This window comes from Streptomyces sp. NPDC001443 (assembly GCF_053597355.1).
This window is the reverse complement of the sequence record NZ_JBSFIA010000052.1, coordinates 20165-40795: the sequence shown is the minus strand read 5'-3', so window position 1 is coordinate 40795 and position 20631 is coordinate 20165. Positions and strand designations below refer to the sequence as shown.

Below are 20631 nucleotides of genomic sequence, written 5' to 3'. Positions count from 1 at the left end.
ATCACTCCAAGGGATCGGAGGCGGGGTAACGGGCGAGCAGGGGGGATTCGTGCAGGACGAGGGCGATGGCGCCGAGTGCGCCGCCCGCCTCGCCGAGGGTGGCGGCCCGAAGGTCGGCCCGTGACCGCGAGATCGGCATGAGGTGCGCGCGCAGCGCGCGTTCGACGGAGCCGAACAACGCCGTTCCGGCCGCGGCCAGTTCGCCGCCCAGCACCGTGACGTCGGGACCGATCGCGTTGCACACCGCCGCGAGGACGGTGCCGACGCGGCTTCCCACCTGCTCCAGCACCCGGACCGCAGCCGGGTCGTGCGGCAGCAGGGCCAGGAAGGCGGGCAGGTCGGCTGCCGTGCCATGGGCGTCCAGGACCGCGCCGATCGAGGCGACGGTCTCCAGGCAGCCGCGCTTGCCGCACGAACATCGGCGCCCGTCGGGCTCGGCCGTGATGTGGCCGAACTCGCCGGACAGCCCGTGCGCGCCGCGGTGCAGCGCCCCGCCGACCACCAGACCGCCGCCGACGCCGTACGACAGCCGGAGGTACAGCACGTCCTGCACACCGGCCGCCGCTCCCCAGGTCGCCTCGGCCAGCGACGCGAGCCGCGTGTTGTTGTCGAGGAGCACGGGGACGCCGAACCGCTTGCGGAGCAGGAGGGGGAGGTCGGCGAGGGCGGGACGGGGAGCGGACTCGGTGCCGCCCACCACGCCGTCCGCCGGGCCGGTGCCGGTGCCGGTGCCGGTGGCGAGGTCGGCCGGTGTGCCGGATTCGGTGTCGGCGGACGGCCGGGCGTCGACCGGGCCGACCACGCCGACGCCGACACCGCTCAGCGCGCCCAGCCGCAGCGTGCCCCCGGCGAGTCGGCCGACCAGGACTCCGGCCAGCTCGACCCGGTCCTCCCAGCCGAGGTCCGGGGCGTGCGCCTGGCTCGCCGAACCGATCACCTCGTGAGCCAGGTTGACCGCGGCCACGTGCACCGCCCGCCGGGCGAAGTCGATGCCGATCGCCTGGCCGGCGTCGGGATGCAGGGTCAGCGTCTCGACCGGACGGCCCCGGCGCCGCTCGGCGGGCGCGGGTGCCGTGGCCACGACGGCGCCGCTCTCCACCAGGGCGGTGACGATGTCGTACAGCGTCGTGCGGGACAGACCGCTGAGCCTGCCCAGCTCGCCCCGGCTGAGCGGGCCGTGCGTGCGCAGCAGTCGGAGTACGCGTTCCTCGTGTCCCCGGCGCAGGCGCGCCAGCGGTCCCTGATGGTCGGATGGCATGCAGCCAGGATGGGGACGGCCCCACTTTTACGTCAACAGCCCGGAAAAATTCCGGAGTTCGCGGCCGACCCTCGCGCGGGTGCGATCAGTGCAGGTCGGAGACGTGTCGTCGGACTTCGGGACGGCCGCAATGTTTCATGACGCCGCAACAAACAGTGTCCGCGTCAGACGTCCCGGACGCAGCGGAAGCCCAGATTCCCGGTGCTGCTGTCCGGTGTGTTTGCGGTGCGCGCCGAGACCCGGTAGCGGTTGCAGTACGAGTGATGGCACAGGTACGAGCCGCCGCGCATCACCCGCGACGTGCCCCGGGCCGGCCCTCGCGGGTCGGTGCGGCGACGGGGAACGTGTCCGGTGCCCCACCAGTCCGCACACCACTCCCAGACGTTGCCGGACACGTTGTACAACCCGAAGCCGTTGGGCTCGAAGGCGTCCACGGGTGCCGTCCCCCGGTAACCGTCCTCCGCCGTGTTCCTGGTGGGGAAGCGGCCCTGCCAGATGTTGCAGCGGTGCTCCCCGCCCGGCGTCAGCTCGTCGCCCCAGGGGAACCGGCGCTGTTCGAGCCCCCCGCGTGCGGCGTACTCCCACTGTGCCTCGGTCGGCAGCCGGACGCCGGCCCACCGGCAGTAGGCGAGCGCGTCGTGGTGCGAGACATGGACCACGGGATGGTCCGCCCGGTCGTCGACATCGCTGCCCGGCCCCTCGGGCGCGCGCCAGTGAGCTCCTTCGACACCGCACCACCACGGGGACTGCGGCGGCCGGACCGCCCCGCGCCGCAGCTGTGCGGGCAGGAACCCCGCGAACACATAGGACCAGCCGAATCGTTCCGCCTCGGTGACGTGACCGGTCGCGTCCACGAACCGGGAGAACCGCTCGTTGGTCACCGCGTGGACATCGATCCAGAAGGGCGACACGGTGACCTCGCGCACGGGGCCCTCGCCGTCCTCCGGGAACCCGTCCGGGTCGTCGGTCCCCATCAGGAACGTGCCGCCGTCGAGCAGCACCATGCCCTGGTGCCCGCCCGGGTCGGTGGCGCCCGGCGGTCGGTGCGGCTCCAGGCGGACCGTGGCCCCGAGCCCCGTCCGAGCCGTGTGGGTGCCGCCGCCGGGGGGTGTGCAGCAGCTCCCGGGTTCCGCCTCGGACGGTGCCATGTGACCTCCAGCATCGGACTGATCCGCTGCCCCGAGGCTACGTCCCTCACGAACAGCGCATTTTGACGGTACGTCGGCTCAGTGTGCCGTCATCGGTCCTTCACCCCGTCACCGTCCCGGCCGCGCGGACCGGATCCCGACCGCCAGGGATCGCCGCGAGCAACTCGCGGGTGTACGCGTGCCGTGGGCGGGCGAAGAGGTCGTCCGCAGGACCCGTCTCCACGACCCGGCCCGCCCGCATGACGGCGACCTGGTGCGCGATCTGGCGTACGACGGCCAGGTCGTGCGAGATGAAGAGGTACGCCACCCCCAAGTCCGCCTGCAACTCGGCCAGCAGCTCCAGCACTTGGGCCTGCACCGACACGTCGAGCGCGGAGACGGGCTCGTCGCACACCACCAGGTCGGGGGAGAGGACGAGCGCGCGGGCGATCGCCACCCGCTGACGCTGCCCGCCGGACAGCTCCGCGGGCCGCCGCTCCAGCACGGCCGCCGGAAGCGCCACCCGGTCGAGCAGTTCGCGGGCCCGCGCGAGCCGGGAGACGCGATTGCCGACCTTGAAGGCGCGCAGTGGCTCCGTGATCACCTCGCCGATGGAGAAGCGCGGATCGAGGGACGCGTACGGGTTCTGGTAGACGAGCTGGGCACGGCGGCGCAGCTGTCTGGCACGAGTGCCTGTGGCGGTGGTGACGTCGGCGCCGTCGAACAGGACCTGCCCGGCGGTCGCGTCGGCGAGCCGGAGCACCAGCCGCGCGGTGGTGGACTTGCCCGAGCCCGACTCGCCCACCAGCGCGAGGGTCCGTCCGCGCCGGAGGGTGAAGCTGACGTCGTCGACGGCACGCAGGGTCCGGGGCCCGTCGCCGGTGCGGGGCAGCCGGAACTCCTTGACCAGGTTGCGCACTTCCAGCAGGGGACCCGTGTCCGTCGTGGGCGGCGCGGATGGGGACGGGCGGCGGCGCCCGCCGGTGAGGCTCGGGGCGCTCGCCAGCAACTGCCGGGTGTACGCGTCCCGGGGGCCGGCGAGGACGTCACGGGTGGGGCCCGCCTCCACCACCCGGCCCTGCGCCATGACCACCAGCCGCTGCGCCCGGTCGGCGGCGACCCCGAGGTCGTGGGTCACCAGCAGGACCGCCGTGCCCGACTCCTCGGCGAGGCGCTGGAGATGGTCGAGGATGACCCGCTGCACGGTGACGTCGAGCGCGCTGGTCGGCTCGTCGGCGATGATCAACTCGGGTCGCGCCGCGATCGCGACGGCGATCAGGACCCGTTGCCGCATTCCGCCGGAGAGTTCGTGCGGGTACTGCCGGGCCCGGACGGCCGCGTCGGGCAGTCCGGCCCGGTCCAGGACCTCGATCGCCTCGGCGGCGGCCGAGCGGCGGCTCGCGAGTCCGTGGATGCGCAGCACCTCGGCGACCTGCTCGCCGATCCGTTTGACCGGGTTGAGCGACACGGTCGGGTCCTGGGGTACGAGGCCGATCCGCGCCCCGCGCACGGTGCGCAGCTCCGCCTCCGACAGCGTGGTCAGGTCGTGCCGGCCAAACCGGACCGTGCCCGCGTCGATGCTGCCGCTGTCCGGCAGGAGCCTGGTGATGGCGTGCGCGGTCGTGCTCTTGCCGGAGCCCGACCCGCCGACCACCGCCGTCACCTGTCCCGGCCATACGTCGAGGTCCACGCCCCGGACGGCCGCCACGGTGCCGCCGCGAGTGCGGTACGAGACGGACAGGCCGCGGATCTCCAGCAGTGGTGCGGTCACGTCCGCACCGCTTTCAGAGCCCTCACTGTCCGCCCCGCTCTCATTGCTCCCACCACTCCCACCCTTCTCTCGTCGGTCGGTCGGTCATCGTCGGCGGGACCATTCGCCGTCCAGCGCCCTCGCGACGCGGTTGGTGGCCAGTACGGTCGCGGCGATCGCCAGACCGGGCAGCGCGGTCAACCACCAGGCGTTGGCCAGGTAGTTGCGGCCCTCGGAGATCAACGTGCCCCACTCCGGAGCGGGCGGGGGAGCGCCGTAGCCGAGGAAGCTCAGCGCCGACACCGCCAGGATGGAGGCGCCGAAGTCGAGGGTGGCCAGGACGATCACCGGGCCCGCGGCATTGGGCAGCACATGCCGGCCCAGCACCGAGTACCAGCGGGCCCCACAGGAGCGGGACGCCTCGACGAACACCGCCTGACGCACCCGGAGCACCTCGGCGCGCGCGACGCGGGCGAAGGAGGCGACACTGGCGATGCCGACCGCGACGGCCACCTTCACCGTCCCGTATCCCAGCGCGGTCACCAGGGCCAGCGACAGGAACAGCGCGGGGATGGACAGCAGGACGTCGACGAAACGCATCACCACGTCGTCCACCCAACGGCCGACGAACCCGGCGACCACACCGAGCAGCCCGCCCACCACGAAGGCCACCAGCACCGCGATCAGCGTCGCCTTCAGGGACAGCTGGGCGCCGTGCACCACCCGGGCGAACACATCGCGCCCCAGCTCGTCCGTGCCGAACCAGTGCGCACCGCTCGGGCCGCGGAAGTTCTGCGTCGGCACCCCCTTCAGCGGGTCCCGCGAGGTGAACAGCCGCGGCCGGAACGAGGCCGCCACCACCAGCACCAGCACGCCGACCGACAGCAGCAGACCGGGCCGGAGCACCAGGAACCGCAGCATCCGCCGTACGCCGAGGCGGCGCCCCGGTTCGGGAACGGACGACGCACCGACCGGCCGGGCGAGGCCGGGCGCGGCCTCGGCGGGAGCCTCGACAAGGCTCTGACTCAGGCTCTGGCTCATACGACACGCGCCCTTCCGCCCGGGGAGGCCATCACGATCCGTGGGTCGAGCAGCGGATAGACCAGGTCGACGACCAGGTTCGCCGTCACGAAGACCAGCGCGCCGAACGCCACCACCCCCTGGACCACCGGGATGTCCTGGGCCGTGACAGCCGCCGCGGTCACCCGGCCCAGGCCGTCACGGGAGAACACCGTCTCGACGACGACCGAACCGGCGATCAGCTGCCCCACCAGCAGGCCGACGACCGTCAGCGCAGGCAGGGAGGCGTTGCGCAGCGCGTGCCGCAGATGGACCCGCCACCGGCCCGCGCCCTTGGCACGGGCGGTCTCCACATACGCCTGGTCGAGCGCGGTGAGCAGGCTCTTGGCCAGCACCTGCGCGATCTGGGCGCCGGTCGGGACCGCCAGCGTCAGCGCCGGCAGCACCAACCCGCTCGGCCCGTCGTTGCCGAACGCGGGGAACCAGCGCAGACGGAAGGAGAACACCTCGACGAGCAGCAGCCCCACCCAGAACGTCGGGACCGACACCCCCAGCGGCGGCAGCGACAGCAGCAGCTGCCGCAGCCGACGCCGCGTGGTGTACGTCGCGGCCACCGCCAGTCCGCCGCCGAGGACCACCGCGAACAGCAGCGCTGTCGCGGTCAGTTGGAGGGTCTGGGGCAGAGCGTCGGCCAGGGTCGAGGCGACCGGTCGGCCGGTGCTGACCGAGTCGCCGAAGTCCCCGCGCACCGCCCGCCCGAGATACTCGGCGTACTGCGCGAGCACCGGCTTGTCGAAGCCGTACTCGTGCCGCAGCGCGGCGATCTGTCGGGGATCGACCTGCCCCGAGTCCATTCCGGCACCGGCCATCGCCGTGACCGGGTCACCCGGCAGGTAGTCCAGCACCAGGAACGACACGGTGTACGCCGCCCACAGCACCCCGACCGCCTGCGCGAGCCGTTTGAGCACATAGCCGCGCACGGGGTCAGCCGATCCAGGTGTCGTGCAGCTGGATCCGGCTGGAGGCGTCGAAGGCGAGGTCGTGCACCTTCGTGGACACGCCCAGCTGGGTCTGCAGCTCCACCACCGGCACGTTGTAGGCGTCGCGCACGATCGACTGCTGTGCCTGGGCCACCAGCCGGCTGCGCTCGGCCGGGTCGCTGGTCGCGGCCTGCGCGGACAGCGCCGTGTCCAGGCCGCCTGCCGGTACGCGGTAGAAGTTGGCCAGCTTCGTGGAGAAGGTGCTGCGCAGGATGTCGGGGTCGGCGCGGGTGATGTTGCTCCAGATCACGTCGTATTCGCCCGACTGCTGTATCGGCGACAACTGGGTGAGCTGGAGCTGCCGGAGGGTCACCTGGACGCCTACGGACTTCAGTTGCTGCTGTATCAGCTCCAACGCGGGCTGGTTCGTGGCCGCGTTGGGAACCCAGTCGATGGTCAGGCTCAGCTTCCGCCCGTCCTGGACGCGGATGCCGTCGCCGCCCACCCGCCAACCGGCCTCTTCCAGCAGGGACTTCGCCTTGGCCGCGTCGAAGGCGAGATCCGGGGCGAGATCGGTGTAGTCGGGCGTGGTGTGTGCGAGGACGCTGGTGGCCGCCCGGGTGCCGGTGGGGAAGACGGTGTCGGCGATCTGCTTCCGGTCGACGGCGGACAGGATCGCCCGGCGGACCCTGATGTCCTTCAGGACCGGCCGCGCGTTGTTGAGGGCGAGTCCGAAGACGATGCCGGGGTTGGCCCGCCGCTGGAGGGCGACCTGGCCGCCCTTGAGTGCCGCCTCGTCGGCCCGGCCCACGCTGCCGATGGCGTCCACCTGGCCGGACCGGAGACTGCCGGCGCGTACGCCCGCCTCCGGTACGACCTTGAACACCACCTGGTCCAGATACGCCTCGCCCCGCTTGTTCCACCGCGAGGATCCCCAGGCGTAGCCAGGGCGTCTGGTCAGGGTGACCGACTGGTTCTGCACGTACTGTTTCAGCACGAACGGTCCGGACCCGATCACCCCGTCACTGCACTTCTGCTGCGGTGACTTCGTCACGCTCGCCGAGGACTCGATCCCCAGCGAATGTGTGGAAGTCGCTTGCAGGAACTGGGCGTTGGGCTGCTGGAAGATGACCTTGACGGTGAGCGGGTCGACCACCGTGGTGCTTTCGACACCGCTCAGATAGCCCTCGGCCAGAGTCCCCAGGACACCGAGCTTCGGCACCGCGTCGAAGTTGTCCTTGACCACCTGGGCGGTCAGCGGGGAGCCGTCGCTGAAGGTGACACCGGAGCGCAGATGGAAGGTGAAGGCGGTCGAGTCGGCACTGATGTCCCAGCTCTTCGCCAGCCACGGCACGATCTTGCCGGTACGGGGATCCTGGTCCGTCAGGGAGTCCACGATCTGGCGCACCGAGTAGATCGTGTCGTTGCTGCCGACCTGCTGGGGATCCACGCAGCCGGCGTCCGAACCCACGGCGAAGGTCAGGGTGCCGCCGGACCGCGGCTTGCCGCCTCCTGTGCCGGAGCCGTCGGTGCCCGACCCGCAGGCGGTCAGCAGCACGCCGGTGGTGAGCAGGGCGGTGAGCGTCGCCCATCGGGGAGTTCTGAAATCCGGTAGTGCTCTCACGAGAGGTTCTCCTCTATGCGTCGCCCGGCATGGAGCACCGCACGAGGCACGACCGCGCACAGGCGCGCGGTCCCGGTCGGCGCGACGCCGATGACGGGGAAGTGCCCTGCGGACAGGGGCCAGGCGGAAAGCGGATCAGGAAGATCAGCAGGAAACGGGGGATATCGACCGCTGATGGGTGTGACGGATGTCGACCGTCGGCGAGGAAGGTCGCCGAAGCCCGGCCGCGGGAAGGGCCGTCAGGCCTGACAGAGGCAGCTGGTCGAGCGCTTCAGATCGATGTGGCGTCGGCGCGCCAGCCGGGAGAACACCATGGCGACCAGGGAGGAGGCGGCAGGGCCACCATCGCGTCGCATCACGGTCCTCCACCTCGTCGGCCCTGAACACAGGGCCACGCGCTTGCGGGGATCGTCGCTGATCCCGCCGGGCTTTCACCTGGAGCACCCCGCCGCGCGGGAGGGTTGCCGGTCAGCGAGCCAGGGCTTGACGCTGACACTCAATGCCGTTCTTGATCGTACGGAGCGGTTCCGACGTACGTCAATGCCGCGACCGGACGCTCCCGCGGCGACGTGGGGACGGCCGCGGTCGCGCCCGGAAGGTCATGGTTCAGGAACCGCCGCGCTCGCGCGGGAGCTTCTGGCCCGCCTCGATCGCCACCGTCAGCCGGTTCTCCGCCGGCGGCAACGGGCAGGTGGCCAGGTCCGTGTAGGCGCACGGCAGGTTGGTGGCCCGGTTGAAGTCCAGGACGACCGTGCCGTCGGCTGCGGGCGGTTCGACGGACAGGGTCCGGCTGGCGGTGTAGGTGGTGACCCCGGCGGTCGTGTCGGTGAACAGCACGCTCAACCGGCCCTGACCGGCCCCGGGAAACGCGGTCAGCGACAGCCGGTGCCCGTCCACCTCGAACTCGATCCTGCCGGGCGCCTCGTACACGTGCTCCAGACCCTCAACCACGGCGCCCACGGTGGTGGACCGCGGCTCGTCGAAGGGGATGTAACGGCCCGTCACGGCCCAGCGCGGGTCGGGGGCGTAGGCCGGTGTTCCCATGAAGGCCGTGCGCAGCGGCGCGTCAGGGTGCCGGGGGCGCACGATGTCATGACCGCCCCGCTTGGCGACCTCGATGACGGCGTCCTTCCAGACCGCGTCGACGCCACCGCGTTCGGGCAGCACGCCGAAACGGTGCTCACCGCTCACCGGCTTCCCGTCGACGACCAGTTCCTCACCGTCGTCGAGCGCGACGACGACCCCGTCGGGGCCGGTGTGCCAGCTACCGGGCGCGTCGCTGAAACGCTGCGGCCGGTCGTCGAGCCAGTGCAGACCGGTGATCGCCAGGAAACCGTGCGGGCCGGAGAGCCGGGCCTCTTGTTCGCGGTACCACTCCAGCCACTGTTCGGTGAAGGCACGGAGGTCTGCCGTGGTCGCCTCGCTGGTCATGAAATCTCCTTCGGTGTACGGAGGTTGGCCCCCGCGCGGGGATGCTGGGTCGGGGGCTGGGGACGGGGGTCTTCGGAGCTCGGCGGGATGCCGTGGATCCGAGGGGCTCAGGCGGCCAGTTCGCCGAGGAGCGCCCAGGTACGGCGCCGGTCCGCCGCTCCCGCGATCTCGGTGCCCGAGAACACGACCTCGGTCGCGCCGGCGTCGCGGTAGCGCCGTACCTCTGCCTCGACCGCCTTCTCGTCGCCGATCACGGCCAGGTCCGCGGCGCGCCGGCCGCCGGAGAGCTCGATGACCCGGGCGTAGGACGGGACCTGTTCGTAGAACGCGAGGTTCTCGGTGGCCTTCGCGCGCACCGCGTCCACGTCGTCCGTGACCACGCCGGGTACCAGCGCCACGATCCGGGGCGCGGGCCGTCCGGCGGCCTCGGCCGCGGCGGCCAGGGCGGGGACGATGTGTTCCGAGAGGGCGCGCGGTCCCGCGAGGTAGGGCAGGATCCCGTCCGCCAGCTCACCGCTGACCCGCAGCGCCTGCGGGCCCATCGCGGCGACGAGCAACGGGACACCGGACTCCGCGCCCGGTACGCGCGCGGGGATCGGGGTGGTGGCGGTGAGCAGCTCACCGTGGAAGTCGGCCGTGCCGGTCTCGGTCAACTGGCGCAGTGCGGTGAGGAATTCACGCAGCCGGGCGATGGGCCGCCGGAACGGCAGGCCGAAGCCGGTCTCCGTCAGCAGTTTCGTGCCCAGGGCCAGTCCGAGGTGGTAGCGGCCGTGGGTGGCGGCCTGGGCGGTCTGGGCCTGACTGGAGACCAGCAGGGGGTGGCGGCCGAAGACGGGGATCGCGGAGGTGCCCACGTGCAGCTCCGGTACCGCGCGTCCGACGATCGCGGCGAGCTGGGGTGAGTCCGCGCCGAAACTCTGGCCGAACCACACGGACCGCAGCCCGGCGGACGCGGCCTCCTCGGCCAGTCGCACACTGGCGTCGACCTGGTTCTGCGCGTCGGATGCGTTGAGTGCTACGCCAACAGTCATGTCAGTGGGAACGGGCGGCCGGTGAGCCGGCATTCCTGCCGAGTGTGACGGCTGTATGTCAGTCGTGTGAGGCGGTGCTGCCCGGTCTGTCGGTCGGGTGCGGGGCGCGGCAGCCACGCCGGCAGACCCGCCTGGACACGCGGTTCACCGGCAAGTGGGCTCCGTTGACGCCTTCCGCCCCGCGTGCTTACATCCCGCCATGCCGTTGTCGGAGCCGCTGACCCGCCGTCGCGCCGTGGACCTCGTCCGCGTGGCCGCCGCGCTGTGTCGGACGACCGGCTGACCTCGCGCTGCCGCCAACCTCCTTCCAGCACAAGCCGGTCGGGCACGCAGCGGACCGTCCCGGCAAGACTTGCGCCGAGCCGTCGAGCCCTCCCTTTCGTCCCGCCCCGTCATGACGAGGACCCGCCATGCCTTCCTCCACCCCCACCGGCCGACACCTCGAAACCGACTACGACCGTCGCAGACTGCGCCAGTGGCTCGCGGGAGAGGCCAGAGCCGACGGGGTCACCCGCCGTCGGCTGCTCGCCCTGCTCACCGCGACCGCCTCCGCGACCGCGATCGGTGGCGCGCAGCCCGCCCACGCCGCCGACAGGACGATCGTCAAACCGCTGCCCGCCGAGTGGTTCATCGAGCGCGGCACCAACGCCGAGACCCGCTGGGAGGCGCTGCGCGGAACCGGCCACCACACTCCGAACGAACTCTTCTTCGTGCGCAACCACACCGCCACACCCGTCCTGGACGCCGACGACTGGCGGCTTCGGCTGTGGGGGAGCGGCTTGCGCGGCAGACCGGGGGAGGACCGGCCGGTGGAGTTCGGGTACGACGATCTGCGCGCGCTGCCGGCCGTCACCCGGACCGCCTTCGTCGAGTGCGCCGGGAACGGCCGCTCCTACTACACGACGCAACAAGGGGAGACGGTCACCGGCACCCCGTGGACCCTGGGCGCGATCGGCGTCGCGCGCTGGCGCGGGGCGCGCCTGGCCGACGTGCTGCGCAGGGCCGGGCTGTCCGCGCGAGCCGTGGACGTGCAGCCGCGCGGTCTGGACGCCGAGTACGTCAGCGGCGGTGAGAGCCTGGGCCGGGTACGCCGTCCGCTGCCGCTGGCCAAGGCCCTGGACGACGTACTGCTCGCGTACGAGATGAACGGCGATCCGCTTCCGTACGACCACGGCTACCCGGTACGGGTGCTGGTGCCCTCATGGGTGGGGATCGCGTCGATCAAGTGGGTCGGCGACATCGAGGTGTCCGCACAGCCGCTCTTCTCGCCCTGGAACACCACCTTCTACCGGCTGTTCGGCCCCGCCCACCCCGAGAACGGCAGCGCGCCGATCACCCGGCAGACCACGAAGAGCGCCTTCGAGCTGGCGAGCGGGGCCACGTTCACGGCCGGCCGCAGGCACGTACTGCACGGCCGGTCGTGGTCGGGCGCGGGAGCCGTCGCCGAGGTCGACGTCAGTACCGACGGCGGTACCAGCTGGCGGCGCGCCCGGCTGCACGACCGGCCCCAGGCCGGTACCTGGGCCCGCTGGTCCCTCGGCTGGCAGCCCGACACGCCCGGCCCCACCCACCTGATGGCCCGCGCCACGGACACGGCGGGCCGCACCCAGCCGGACATCGCCGTGCCGAACACGCAGGGGTACCTGTTCGGCGCGGTGGTGCGGCATCCGGTGAGCGTGGTGTGACAGAGGGCGGTTCCAGGAGGGGGCCGTGGCGTCGACGGCCGCGGGGATCGTGGACGGTCACGGCCTTCCGCGCCCGGCGTCCTTCCGGGGAAGGAGTTCGCCCACGAGGTCGGCGACCTGCGCCACCTCGATGAGGAAGCCGTCATGGCCGTGAGGGGATCCGATCAGCCGGAGGCCGTCGGCGGTGGGGATGCCCGCCGCCAGTTCCGCCTGTTGAGCCGGTGGGTGGAGGCGGTCGGAGTCGACCCCCGCCACGAGGGTGGGGGCGGTGACCCGGCGCAGGGCTGCGCGCACGCCACCGCGGCCCCTGCCGACGTCGTGGCTGTTCATGGCCTCGGACAGCACGACGTAGCTGCCCGCGTCGAAGCGGCGTACCAGCTTGGCGGCGTGATGGTCGAGGTAGGACTCGACCTGGTACCGGCCGCCGTCCCCGGGGTCCTCCGGGCCCTGGGGCGTACGGCCGAAGCGGGCGTGGAGTTCCGGCTCGCTGCGGTAGGTGACGTGGGCGATCCGCCGGGCCAGACCGAGTCCGGTGTGCGGGCCGCGGCCGGTGTCGTGGTAGTGGCCTCCGAGCCAGTTCCGGTCGGCGCGGATGGCACGCAGCCGGATGTCGGCCCAGGCGATCTGCTCGGCGCTCGCGGCGGCGGTCGTGGCGAGCAGCAGGAGCGCGCCGGTTCGCCCGGGACGGGACACGGCCCACTCCAGAGCCCGCATCCCGCCCATCGAACCGCCGACCACCAGGGCCCAGCGGTCGATGCCCGGCGCGTCGGCCAGTCCGGCCTCGGCCGCCACCTGGTCGCGCTGTGTCAGGAAGGGGAAATCACCGCCCCAGCGGCGTCCGTCCGCTGTGGGCGAGGAGGGACCGGTACTGCCCTGGCAGCCGCCGAGGACATTGGGCGCCACGACGAACCAGTGGTCCGGGTCCAGGGCGCGACCCGGTCCGACGAGGCCGTCCCACCAGCCGGGGGTGGGGTGCCCGGGTCCGGCCGGTCCGGCGACGTGGCTGTCCCCGGTGAGGGCGTGCAGCACGAGGACGGCGTTGGAGGCGTCCGGCGCGAGCCGTCCCCACGTCTCGAACGCGAGCCGCGCACCCGGCAGTTCACCACCCGCCTCCAGCGAGAGCGGCTTCTCACGGCTGTACCACCGGCGACGTCCCGGCGGGTCCCCTCCCGCCAGGCACCGGTGGCCGGCGGGAGAGGTTCCTGGGAGGACGTCAGTACGGTGCTCAGGACGCGCCCTTGGCCGCGCGGAAGCCTGCCTCCAGGTCCGCCTTGAGGTCGGCGAGGTTCTCGATGCCGACCGACAGACGCACCAGACCCGGTGCGGCGCCGGTCGCCGCGAGCTGTTCCTCTGGGTGATGAGACGGAAAGTGTCGATCCGAGCCGGAGCGCTGTCCCCGTCCTGGTGCGGTGACAGCTGGCCGGACAGCGCGCCGACGAGCGCGACGCGAGCCCCACGGCGTGCCGCGGCGAGTGCGGCGGTCAGTTGCTCACCGCCCACGGTGTCCAGCACGACGTCGATGCCCTCGGGTGCTGCCTCCCTCGACTGGCTGGTGAGCGAACGTGACTGGTCGCCGGGCACCAGCGCCGAGTCGTAGCCGAGGTCGGTGTGCAGCCGCTCGGCCTTCACCGGTGAACGGGTGGTGCCGATGACTCGGCCGGCGCCCAGCAGCCGGGCCACCGGGCCGGCCGGGGATCCGACCCCGCCCGCCGCACCGGTGACGAGGACCGTGTCGCCCGGGCGCACGGCGGCCAGCCGGGTCAGCGCGCCATAGGCCGCGTCCGACGACAGGTGGGTGGCCGGATCCGGCAGTGCATCGTCGACCACGGTGCAGTCCGCGGCGGCCACCAACGCGTGCTCACGCCATCCGAACAGGTGCGTGACGATGTCCCCAGGCCGCAGCCGGCTGCCCGGTCCCGCGGCGACGACCTCACCGACGGCGGGGCCGAAGAGCGCGTCACCGACGTGGATCGTCGGCAGCGGCACCCCCTCGGGTGCGCCCCCGATCAATGTGCGCAGCCCGGGGAACACGAGGAAGTACCGGTTGTGGACGAGGACTTGACCAGGGCCGGGCGCGTGCAGCTCTTGTGCGACGACGGCGAGCTCGGGGCCGGGCAGGCCCTTGGGCTCGGCGACGAGGCGGACCTCGCGGGTGACGGACGGCGGGGGAGCGGGCATGGAAGAACTCCTGGGTCGAGGAGGGAGGCCAGGTGGCGGGCCAGGAAGGAACCCGGCGGCGGGCCGGCGCGGGCGCGCACACGTTAAGTCCTGACGTGCGGGTCAAGGGCAAGCGCCAAGTGTCTCCGGAGGCCCCGGCGCGCGACTCCACCGGCCGCCCGCGGCCCCTCCTCGGTGCACGCCACCGACCGTTCGTACCGGCTGTCTGTCCACTCCTTGGACATGCCGCGCACCTCGGCGAGCGGTCGGCGCCGACTGCCCGCAGGGTGCACGCGCCCCGTCCGCCGAACGTGCACGGAGTCGGTCGGCGCGTCCCGGCGACCCCTCGTCAACACCGATGCTGACCAGGCATTTCTGCTCCCGCATGGGGGCGCTGTCAGGGGGCGCGACGGGTCTGGCGCCATCCGCCCCGACCGGTTCGCACGGGTCTGGCGCGAGCCGTTGCCCGGCGTCGGACCGTTGCGGTTCCGGACGGATGGAGAGTCCTCTGTGTCCGCGATGCGAGACGCATTCTTGACCACCCCGGTGGACGTCTGCTGAACTCCCGTCCCATGAACCCGCACGTGGACCTCACCCGGCGGCGCCACATCGATCTGGCGCACGTCGCCAGCACGTTCTGTTGTCGCTGACCCGGTAAGCCGTCCGCGGCAGCGATCGACGCGCACCGAGCGCGCACGGACATGGCGACGTGGCTGATGCAATGTCAAACCGCGCTCGGGGAGCCGTAGTTCCGCAGGGCCGTCGCATCCGACCTCTCAGCGGCTCCTTCCGGGTTCTTCGCCCGCACTCCTCCTTCCCGGCCGCGGCCGGAAGCCCGTGGCGCGGGATTCGGCGGTTCGCCATCAGCCCCCTGGCGGCGGGTTCCGCCCGGCCGTGCCTCCCGCCTGGACGACGGCTGCCTGCCTCCGCGTCGTGACCGCGGCCCCTTTCCCATTCCCGTTCGGTCGGCGAGGCGATCCGTCATCGCCGCCCATCCCTCAGCCCACGGTGGCTCGCCCACCCCTCCCCGAGAAGGACCTCCTCATGCCCGTGTCCATTCGCAAGCTCACCAGCCGCATCGGAGCGGTGGCCGAAGGCGTCGATCTGACGGCGCCACCGGACGGCTCCACGCTCACGGCACTCCGTGAGGCCCTCAACGAGCACAAGGCACTCGTCTTCGACGACGTCGGCCTCGACGACTCCGGCCAGGAGCGCGTGGCCCGTTGGTTCGGCGAACTCACCACCGCCCATCCGAACGTGGCGGCCGTCGACGGCACGACGAATGTGCTCGCCGTCGACAGCGGGACCTCCAAGGCCGACGAGTGGCACACGGACGTCACGTTCGTGGTCAACCCGCCGCAGGTCACGACGCTGAGATCCCTCGTGACCACGCCCTACGGCGGTGAGACGCTCATCGCCAACGCCGCCGCGGCCTATCGCGACCTGCCCGCACCGCTGCGCACCCTCGCCGACTCCCTGCGAGTCGTGCACACCAACCAGTACGACTACGCCCGCCCCGCGGCCGCCACGGCACAACAGCAGGAGTACGACCGGGTCTTCGTCTCGACACCGTACGAGGCCGAACACCCGGTCGTGCGGGTGCATCCACTGACGGGCGAACGAGGCCTGTTCATCGGTGGGTTCGCCAAACGGATCGTCGGCCTGTCCAGCGGCGAATCCGCCGATCTGCTGCGCATCCTCCAGTCGTACGTGACCCGTCCGGAGAACATCCTGCGCTGGACCTGGTCCCCCGGTCAGCTGCTGATCTTCGACAACCGGATCACCCAGCACTACGCGGTGGACAACTACGACGACCACCCGCGACTCCTGAACCGGGTGACCGTCGCGGGAGAGGTGCCGATCGGCGCCGACGGGCGCCGCAGCGAGCAACTCGTCGGCGACGCCTCGCACTACACCGGCGTCCTGGCGGTGGCGGCATGACCGAGGTCCGCATCCCGGCTCCCGCCCTCCTCAGGGGCCCGGACGCCGCGACGAAGAACGAGAGGGAACGTGAGGTGTTCGTTCCGCGCGGCGCGCGCCGCCGGACGACGCTCGGCACACTCCGCGAGCGGCTGCGCTGGCCGCTGGGCATCTACACGACTCCGGTAGTGATCCTCGTGGCCTGGGAGGTGCTCGCCCGGGTCGGCGTGCTGACGAAGACCTACGCCCCGGCTCCGACCTCGATCGTGAAATCCGCCGTCGATCTGTGGCGGCAGGGGGTGCTCGGACCGGACCTGGCCATCTCCCTGCAGCGGGCCGGTATCGGTCTCGCGATCGGTCTGACGGTGGGCATCGTCGCCGGAGTGCTCGGCGGACTCCTGCGCAGCGGTGAGTACCTCTTCAACGGCGTCGTACAGGTACTCAACACGATCCCCCTCCTCGCGGTGCTGCCCCTGATGATCGTGTGGTTCGGCATCGACGAGCTCACGAAGGTGCTGCTGATCTCCTTCGGGGCGGGCGTCCCGATGTACCTCAACCTGTTCGCCGCGATCCGCGGTGTCGACCAGCGGCTGATCGAGATGACCCGCACGACCGGGGCGGGTACGTGGCGCCTGGTGACGCGTGTGCTGGTGCCCGGATCCCTGCCCGGCTTCCTGGTCGGCCTGCGCTTCTCCCTCGCGTACAGCGTCCTCGGCCTCGTCGCCGCGGAAACCGTCAACGCCGACCAGGGACTCGGCTTCCTCATCACCCAGGGACAGACCTATCTGCAGACCAACCAGGTCTTCGTGGGGCTGGTGATCTACTCGCTCCTCGGTCTGCTCGCCGACCAGGTCGTCCGGGCTCTCGAGCGGGTGCTGCTGCGGTGGCGCCCGAGTTATGAGGCGTCATGAGCAGCACAGTTGCGACCGATCTTCGCCGGAACACCGGTGTCGTCGTCGAGCGGGTCGTCCGGCGGTTCGGCGACCGGGCGGTGCTCGATCAACTCGATCTCACCATCGCCGACGGTGAGTTGGTGATCCTGCTCGGCCCCTCGGGCTGCGGCAAGAGCACCCTCCTACGGCTGCTCGCCGGACTGGACCGACCCGACGGCGGACGCGTCGAGGTCCCGGCGAAGCGGGCGATCGTCTTCCAGGCCGACCGGCTGCTGCCCTGGCAGCGGGTCCTTCCCAACGTCACCCTCGGCCTGCACGGACCCGACGCGGACCAGCAGGCACGCGACGTGCTCGCCGAGGTCGGACTCTCGGGCCGCGAGAAGGCCTGGCCCAAGGAACTCTCCGGCGGCGAGGCGCAACGGGTCTCGCTCGCGAGGGCGCTCGTCTCGGAGCCCGAACTCGTCCTGCTCGACGAGCCGTTCGCGGCCCTCGACGCCATCACACGGCTGCGCATGCACGACCTCGTACGCGCCCTGCGGACGAAGCACCAGGCGGCCATGCTGCTCGTCACCCACGACATCGACGAGGCGATCGCCCTGGCGGACCGAGTACTCGTCATGAGCGACGGCCGCATCGGCAACTCCCACGCGGTCCGCCTCTCCGCCGCCGACCGCGAGGCGAGCCTCGCTCGCGAGGAACTGCGTGCCCGGCTCCTGGAAGACCTCGGCCTCGCCGGACAGCACTGACCTCCCCGAACACCGGCATCCAGCACAGAAAGCACCGGACAATCCCATGCACAGGACAACCAGCAGAATCGTCACCGTCGTCGCTTCCCTCGCCTTCGCGAGCACTGTCGTCGCCTGCGGCTCGTCCTCGGACGTCACCGCGCCGCTGAGCAACGCCGGCAACGCGAGCAGTGCGAAGCATCCTGAATGGAGCAAGTACACCTTCACCATCGGAGACAACGGTGGCGACGGCAGCCAAGCCCTCGCGAAACTGACCGGAGTCTTCGACAGTGCGCCCTACAAGGTGAAGTTCGCCCGCTTCACCTACGGCCCGCCGCTCGTCCAGGCCGCGGCGTCCGGGGACATAGACCTGGGCAGCGTCGGTGACGTACCGCCGATCACCGGCGCCGCGAAGGAGTACGGCTTCAAGATCGTCGCGGTGAACCGCTCGCTCACGCCCGACCAGGCGGTCGAGAACATCATCGTGCCCAAGGGCTCGAAGCTGAGGACGGCCGCCGACCTCAAGGGCAAGCGGATCGCCGTTCCGCAGGGCAGTTCCGCCCACGGACTGGCCCTGAACGCCCTCAAGAGCGCCGGCCTCGGCCCCAAGGACGCCAAGCTCGTCTTCCTCGACCCGGCGGCCGCCGCGACGGCGTTCAACACCGGCAAGGTGGACGCCTGGTCGATCTGGAACCCGCAGTCCGCGATCGCGGTCAAGAACGGCGCGCGGGTCCTGGTCAAGGGACTCCCGCCGATCGACCAGACGAGCAGCTACTACGTCGCGACGGACAAGTCGCTGAAGGACAGGACCAAGCGCGCGGCCCTCACCGACGTCCTGGAGCGGCTCTCCCGCGAGTACGCCTGGGCGATCAAACACCCCGACCAGTACGCGAAGGCGCTCTCGCAGGAACAGGGCATCCCCCTGGCCGACGCCAAGGCGTCCCTGGCCGCCTACTCGAACCGCGTGACCCCGGTCGAGAAGTCGGACATCGAACTGGAGCAGAAGCTCGCGGACGCCTTCCTGGAGGCGGGCCAGATCACCAAGAAGGTCGACCTCGCGTCGATCACCGACAACCTCCTTCCGGCCGGCTACGACAGCTCCGAGCTGACCTTCGACTGAGCCCCGCCATCCACCTCGACACCCGAAGGAGAGAACCCATGACCGCAACACGGCGCCGGCTCCACCTCAACGCCTTCCTCATGGAGGCCGGCCACCACGAGGCGGCCTGGCGGCTCCCGCACAGCAACCCCCGGGCGGACTTCGACCTGCGCCACTGGATCGAGTTGGCGCGGCTCGCCGAGAGCGCCAAGTTCGACTCGCTGTTCCTCGCGGACGGTCCGGCACTCATCGGAACCGGTGAGTTCAGGCCACCGGGCCAGCTCGAACCACTGACGCTGCTGACCGCCCTGTCCCAGGCGACCAGCAGGATCGGCCTCATCGCGACCGTCTCGTCCACGTACAACGAGCCCTACAACCTCGCACGCCGACTCGCCTCCGTCGACCACGTCAGCGGCGGCCGCGCCGGCTGGAACATCGTCACCTCGGCGGGAGCGGACGAGGCCGCCAACTTCGGCCTCGACGACCGCCCCGGCCACGCCGAGCGCTACGCCCGCGCCGACGAGTTCCTGAAGATCACCAAGGCGCTGTGGGACAGCTGGGAGTCGGACGCGGTCGTCGCGGACAAGGCCGGCGGACGCTACGCCGATCCCGAGCGGCTGCACCGGCTCGAGCACCGGGGCACGCACTTCAAGGTGGCGGGTCCGCTCAATGTCCAGCGCCCGCCCCAGGGTTATCCGCTGCTCGTGCAGGCCGGCTCCTCCGAGGACGGGAAGGACTTCGCGGCCCGTCACGCCGAGGCCGTCTTCACCGCTCACACGACGTACGAGCGCGCGGCCGCCTTCTACGCCGACATCAAGGCCCGCACCAGGGCCGCGGGCCGCGACCCCGAGGGCGTGATCGTCCTGCCCGGTATCGTCCCCTACATCGGGTCGACCGAGGCGGAAGCCCGGGCACTGGCACGGGAGTTCGACGAACTGCGCGTTCCGGAGTACGGGCTGCGTCAGCTGGCCGCCGTGTTCGAGACCGAACCGTCGGCCTTCGAACTCGACGCGCCCCTGCCGGACTTCATCCGCGCCAAGCCGAAACTGGAGGGCGCACAGAGCCGTTCCGACCTGATCATCGACCTTGCCGCACGGGAACAGCTCACGGTCCGTCAGGTCATTTCCCGACTCGGCGGCGGACGCGGCCACTTCGAGTTCGTCGGCACGCCCGAGCAGGTCGCGGACACGATCATCGCCTGGTTCGAGGGCGGTGCCGCGGACGGGTTCAACATCATGGCGCCCGCCCTGCCCTCGGGCCTCGCGGCCTTCGTCGAGCACGTCCTGCCGATCCTGCGCGGCAAGGGCCTGTTCCGCGAGGAGTACGAAGGCACGACCCTGCGCGAGCACTACGGGCTCCCGGTCCCGGCGAACCAGTTCCATGCCTGACCGGCACCCGGCTTCCGCCGCTCACCGAGCGGCGGAAGCCGGGTGCCGGCCGTTACGGCTGATTCAGCACCTGGAACTGCTCGAGATCTTGATTCCGGTGACGCTGTAGCCGTCGGCGAAAAGGGTTTGGGTGTTCGGCGGAAGGCAGATCGAGCTTCCGTCCTGGAGCCGCAGATACGCCACGTCGTCATTTCGGGTGTTCATGACCCCGTAGTGCGGTCGGGGCTTGACCGCCTGATAGCTGCTGGTGACGTCCTTGTACTTCGAGATCGGCTTGCCCGTCAGCAGGTCGTCGTTGTTCAGGTAGAAGCAGACATAGGGGTAAGGACAACCCTGGGTGGGGGCTTCCGCGTGGGCCGCGGACGCGCCGGTCAAGGACATGGCCGCGAGGGCCACGCTCGCCCCCGCGAATCCCGCAGCCTTCCGGATCACGGACTTCATCAGACCTCCAAGAACTCGGTGAATCAGTTGCATCTGCCCGCACAAAATCTTCCGGCAGCCGCCGCCCGACTCACAACGATGGAATGATCTCAACCCGGTTGA

The 20631-nt window shown here is 71.4% G+C and carries 16 protein-coding genes, 3 pseudogenes and 1 riboswitch; of the genes and pseudogenes, 6 read left to right on the top strand and 13 right to left on the bottom strand.

What is annotated here, in order from left to right; translation table 11 throughout:
• Position 1: 1 nt before the first annotated feature.
• From ACWC24_RS37110 to ACWC24_RS37070, 9 genes are all read right to left on the bottom strand, one after another.
• Complete coding sequence (locus ACWC24_RS37110) at positions 2 to 1258, bottom strand: ROK family transcriptional regulator (protein ID WP_450667318.1); 1257 nt, start codon at positions 1256 to 1258, stop codon at positions 2 to 4.
• 164 nt (positions 1259 to 1422) lie between these two features.
• A complete protein-coding gene (locus ACWC24_RS37105) occupies positions 1423 to 2406 on the bottom strand; it encodes a formylglycine-generating enzyme family protein (RefSeq protein ID WP_450667317.1) in 984 nt (327 codons plus the stop codon).
• A gap of 100 nt (positions 2407 to 2506) precedes the next feature.
• Positions 2507 to 4156, bottom strand: a complete 1650-nt coding sequence (locus ACWC24_RS37100; RefSeq protein ID WP_450667316.1) for a dipeptide ABC transporter ATP-binding protein — start codon at positions 4154 to 4156, stop codon at positions 2507 to 2509.
• 84 nt (positions 4157 to 4240) lie between these two features.
• Positions 4241 to 5176 carry an ABC transporter permease gene (locus tag ACWC24_RS37095; RefSeq protein ID WP_450667315.1) on the bottom strand — a complete coding sequence of 312 codons (936 nt, stop codon included), beginning with the start codon at positions 5174 to 5176 and terminating at the stop codon, positions 4241 to 4243.
• Positions 5173 to 6135 (bottom strand): ABC transporter permease, encoded by a 963-nt coding sequence (locus ACWC24_RS37090; RefSeq protein ID WP_450667314.1) that lies wholly within the window; start codon positions 6133 to 6135, stop codon positions 5173 to 5175. Before ACWC24_RS37090 ends, ACWC24_RS37095 begins: the two co-directional genes overlap by 4 nt.
• A gap of 4 nt (positions 6136 to 6139) precedes the next feature.
• A complete protein-coding gene (locus tag ACWC24_RS37085) occupies positions 6140 to 7759 on the bottom strand; it encodes an ABC transporter substrate-binding protein (protein WP_450667313.1) in 1620 nt (539 codons plus the stop codon).
• A gap of 239 nt (positions 7760 to 7998) precedes the next feature.
• Positions 7999 to 8115 carry a putative leader peptide gene (locus ACWC24_RS37080; protein WP_450667312.1) on the bottom strand — a complete coding sequence of 39 codons (117 nt, stop codon included), beginning with the start codon at positions 8113 to 8115 and terminating at the stop codon, positions 7999 to 8001.
• A gap of 34 nt (positions 8116 to 8149) precedes the next feature.
• A riboswitch (SAM riboswitch) is annotated at positions 8150 to 8263 on the bottom strand.
• 102 nt (positions 8264 to 8365) lie between these two features.
• Entirely contained in the window at positions 8366 to 9190 is an 825-nt protein-coding gene (locus ACWC24_RS37075; protein ID WP_450667311.1) for a DUF1684 domain-containing protein, read from the bottom strand.
• A 107-nt stretch (positions 9191 to 9297) separates the two neighbouring features.
• On the bottom strand, positions 9298 to 10221 hold the full coding sequence (locus ACWC24_RS37070; protein ID WP_450667310.1) for a TIGR03564 family F420-dependent LLM class oxidoreductase: 924 nt from the start codon (positions 10219 to 10221) through the stop codon (positions 9298 to 9300).
• A gap of 410 nt (positions 10222 to 10631) precedes the next feature.
• On the opposite strand from ACWC24_RS37070, the gene ACWC24_RS37065 reads away from it, so the two are divergent.
• Entirely contained in the window at positions 10632 to 11906 is a 1275-nt protein-coding gene (locus ACWC24_RS37065) for a sulfite oxidase (protein ID WP_450667309.1), read from the top strand.
• 57 nt (positions 11907 to 11963) lie between these two features.
• Here the strand turns inward: ACWC24_RS37065 and metX are convergent.
• From metX to ACWC24_RS37050, 3 pseudogenes are all read right to left on the bottom strand, one after another.
• Positions 11964 to 13135: pseudogene (metX, locus tag ACWC24_RS37060) on the bottom strand (homoserine O-acetyltransferase MetX).
• Positions 13132 to 13257, bottom strand: a pseudogene (locus tag ACWC24_RS37055) (PLP-dependent transferase); the annotation flags it as partial. The pseudogenes ACWC24_RS37055 and metX, both read right to left, overlap by 4 nt.
• Positions 13257 to 14084: pseudogene (locus ACWC24_RS37050) on the bottom strand (zinc-binding dehydrogenase); the annotation flags it as partial. The pseudogenes ACWC24_RS37050 and ACWC24_RS37055, both read right to left, overlap by 1 nt.
• A 1023-nt stretch (positions 14085 to 15107) precedes the next feature.
• Between ACWC24_RS37050 and ACWC24_RS37045 the strand changes: the two are divergent.
• The 5 genes from ACWC24_RS37045 to ACWC24_RS37025 are packed head-to-tail and all read left to right on the top strand — an operon-like array spanning position 15108 to position 20088.
• On the top strand, positions 15108 to 16004 hold the full coding sequence (locus tag ACWC24_RS37045; RefSeq protein ID WP_450667308.1) for a TauD/TfdA dioxygenase family protein: 897 nt from the start codon (positions 15108 to 15110) through the stop codon (positions 16002 to 16004).
• Entirely contained in the window at positions 16001 to 16894 is an 894-nt protein-coding gene (locus tag ACWC24_RS37040; protein ID WP_450667307.1) for an ABC transporter permease, read from the top strand. Before ACWC24_RS37045 ends, ACWC24_RS37040 begins: the two co-directional genes overlap by 4 nt.
• Positions 16891 to 17622 (top strand): ABC transporter ATP-binding protein, encoded by a 732-nt coding sequence (locus tag ACWC24_RS37035; RefSeq protein ID WP_450667306.1) that lies wholly within the window; start codon positions 16891 to 16893, stop codon positions 17620 to 17622. Before ACWC24_RS37040 ends, ACWC24_RS37035 begins: the two co-directional genes overlap by 4 nt.
• A gap of 46 nt (positions 17623 to 17668) precedes the next feature.
• Positions 17669 to 18721 (top strand): ABC transporter substrate-binding protein, encoded by a 1053-nt coding sequence (locus ACWC24_RS37030; protein ID WP_450667305.1) that lies wholly within the window; start codon positions 17669 to 17671, stop codon positions 18719 to 18721.
• A 38-nt stretch (positions 18722 to 18759) separates the two neighbouring features.
• Complete coding sequence (locus tag ACWC24_RS37025; RefSeq protein WP_450667304.1) at positions 18760 to 20088, top strand: LLM class flavin-dependent oxidoreductase; 1329 nt, start codon at positions 18760 to 18762, stop codon at positions 20086 to 20088.
• A gap of 63 nt (positions 20089 to 20151) precedes the next feature.
• Here ACWC24_RS37025 and ACWC24_RS37020 read toward each other — a convergent pair whose 3' ends face one another.
• Positions 20152 to 20529: a hypothetical protein gene (locus ACWC24_RS37020; RefSeq protein ID WP_450667303.1), complete on the bottom strand. Its 378-nt coding sequence runs from the start codon at positions 20527 to 20529 to the stop codon at positions 20152 to 20154.
• Between the last annotated feature and the right edge of the window lie 102 nt (positions 20530 to 20631).

Excerpts from the sequence above, each read along its gene's own strand:
- ACWC24_RS37020 (WP_450667303.1), bottom strand. The coding sequence starts at position 20,529 with ATGAAGTCCGTGATCCGGAAGGCTGCGGGATTCGCGGGGGCGAGCGTG.
- ACWC24_RS37095 (WP_450667315.1), bottom strand. The coding sequence starts at position 5,176 with ATGAGCCAGAGCCTGAGTCAGAGCCTTGTCGAGGCTCCCGCCGAGGCC.
- ACWC24_RS37075 (WP_450667311.1), bottom strand. The coding sequence starts at position 9,190 with ATGACCAGCGAGGCGACCACGGCAGACCTCCGTGCCTTCACCGAACAG.
- ACWC24_RS37080 (WP_450667312.1), bottom strand. The coding sequence starts at position 8,115 with ATGCGACGCGATGGTGGCCCTGCCGCCTCCTCCCTGGTCGCCATGGTG.
- ACWC24_RS37035 (WP_450667306.1), top strand. The coding sequence starts at position 16,891 with ATGAGCAGCACAGTTGCGACCGATCTTCGCCGGAACACCGGTGTCGTC.
- ACWC24_RS37070 (WP_450667310.1), bottom strand. The coding sequence starts at position 10,221 with ATGACTGTTGGCGTAGCACTCAACGCATCCGACGCGCAGAACCAGGTC.
- ACWC24_RS37105 (WP_450667317.1), bottom strand. The coding sequence starts at position 2,406 with ATGGCACCGTCCGAGGCGGAACCCGGGAGCTGCTGCACACCCCCCGGC.
- ACWC24_RS37065 (WP_450667309.1), top strand. The coding sequence starts at position 10,632 with ATGCCTTCCTCCACCCCCACCGGCCGACACCTCGAAACCGACTACGAC.
- ACWC24_RS37045 (WP_450667308.1), top strand. The coding sequence starts at position 15,108 with ATGCCCGTGTCCATTCGCAAGCTCACCAGCCGCATCGGAGCGGTGGCC.
- ACWC24_RS37040 (WP_450667307.1), top strand. The coding sequence starts at position 16,001 with ATGACCGAGGTCCGCATCCCGGCTCCCGCCCTCCTCAGGGGCCCGGAC.
- ACWC24_RS37025 (WP_450667304.1), top strand. The coding sequence starts at position 18,760 with ATGACCGCAACACGGCGCCGGCTCCACCTCAACGCCTTCCTCATGGAG.
- ACWC24_RS37030 (WP_450667305.1), top strand. The coding sequence starts at position 17,669 with ATGCACAGGACAACCAGCAGAATCGTCACCGTCGTCGCTTCCCTCGCC.
- ACWC24_RS37110 (WP_450667318.1), bottom strand. The coding sequence starts at position 1,258 with ATGCCATCCGACCATCAGGGACCGCTGGCGCGCCTGCGCCGGGGACAC.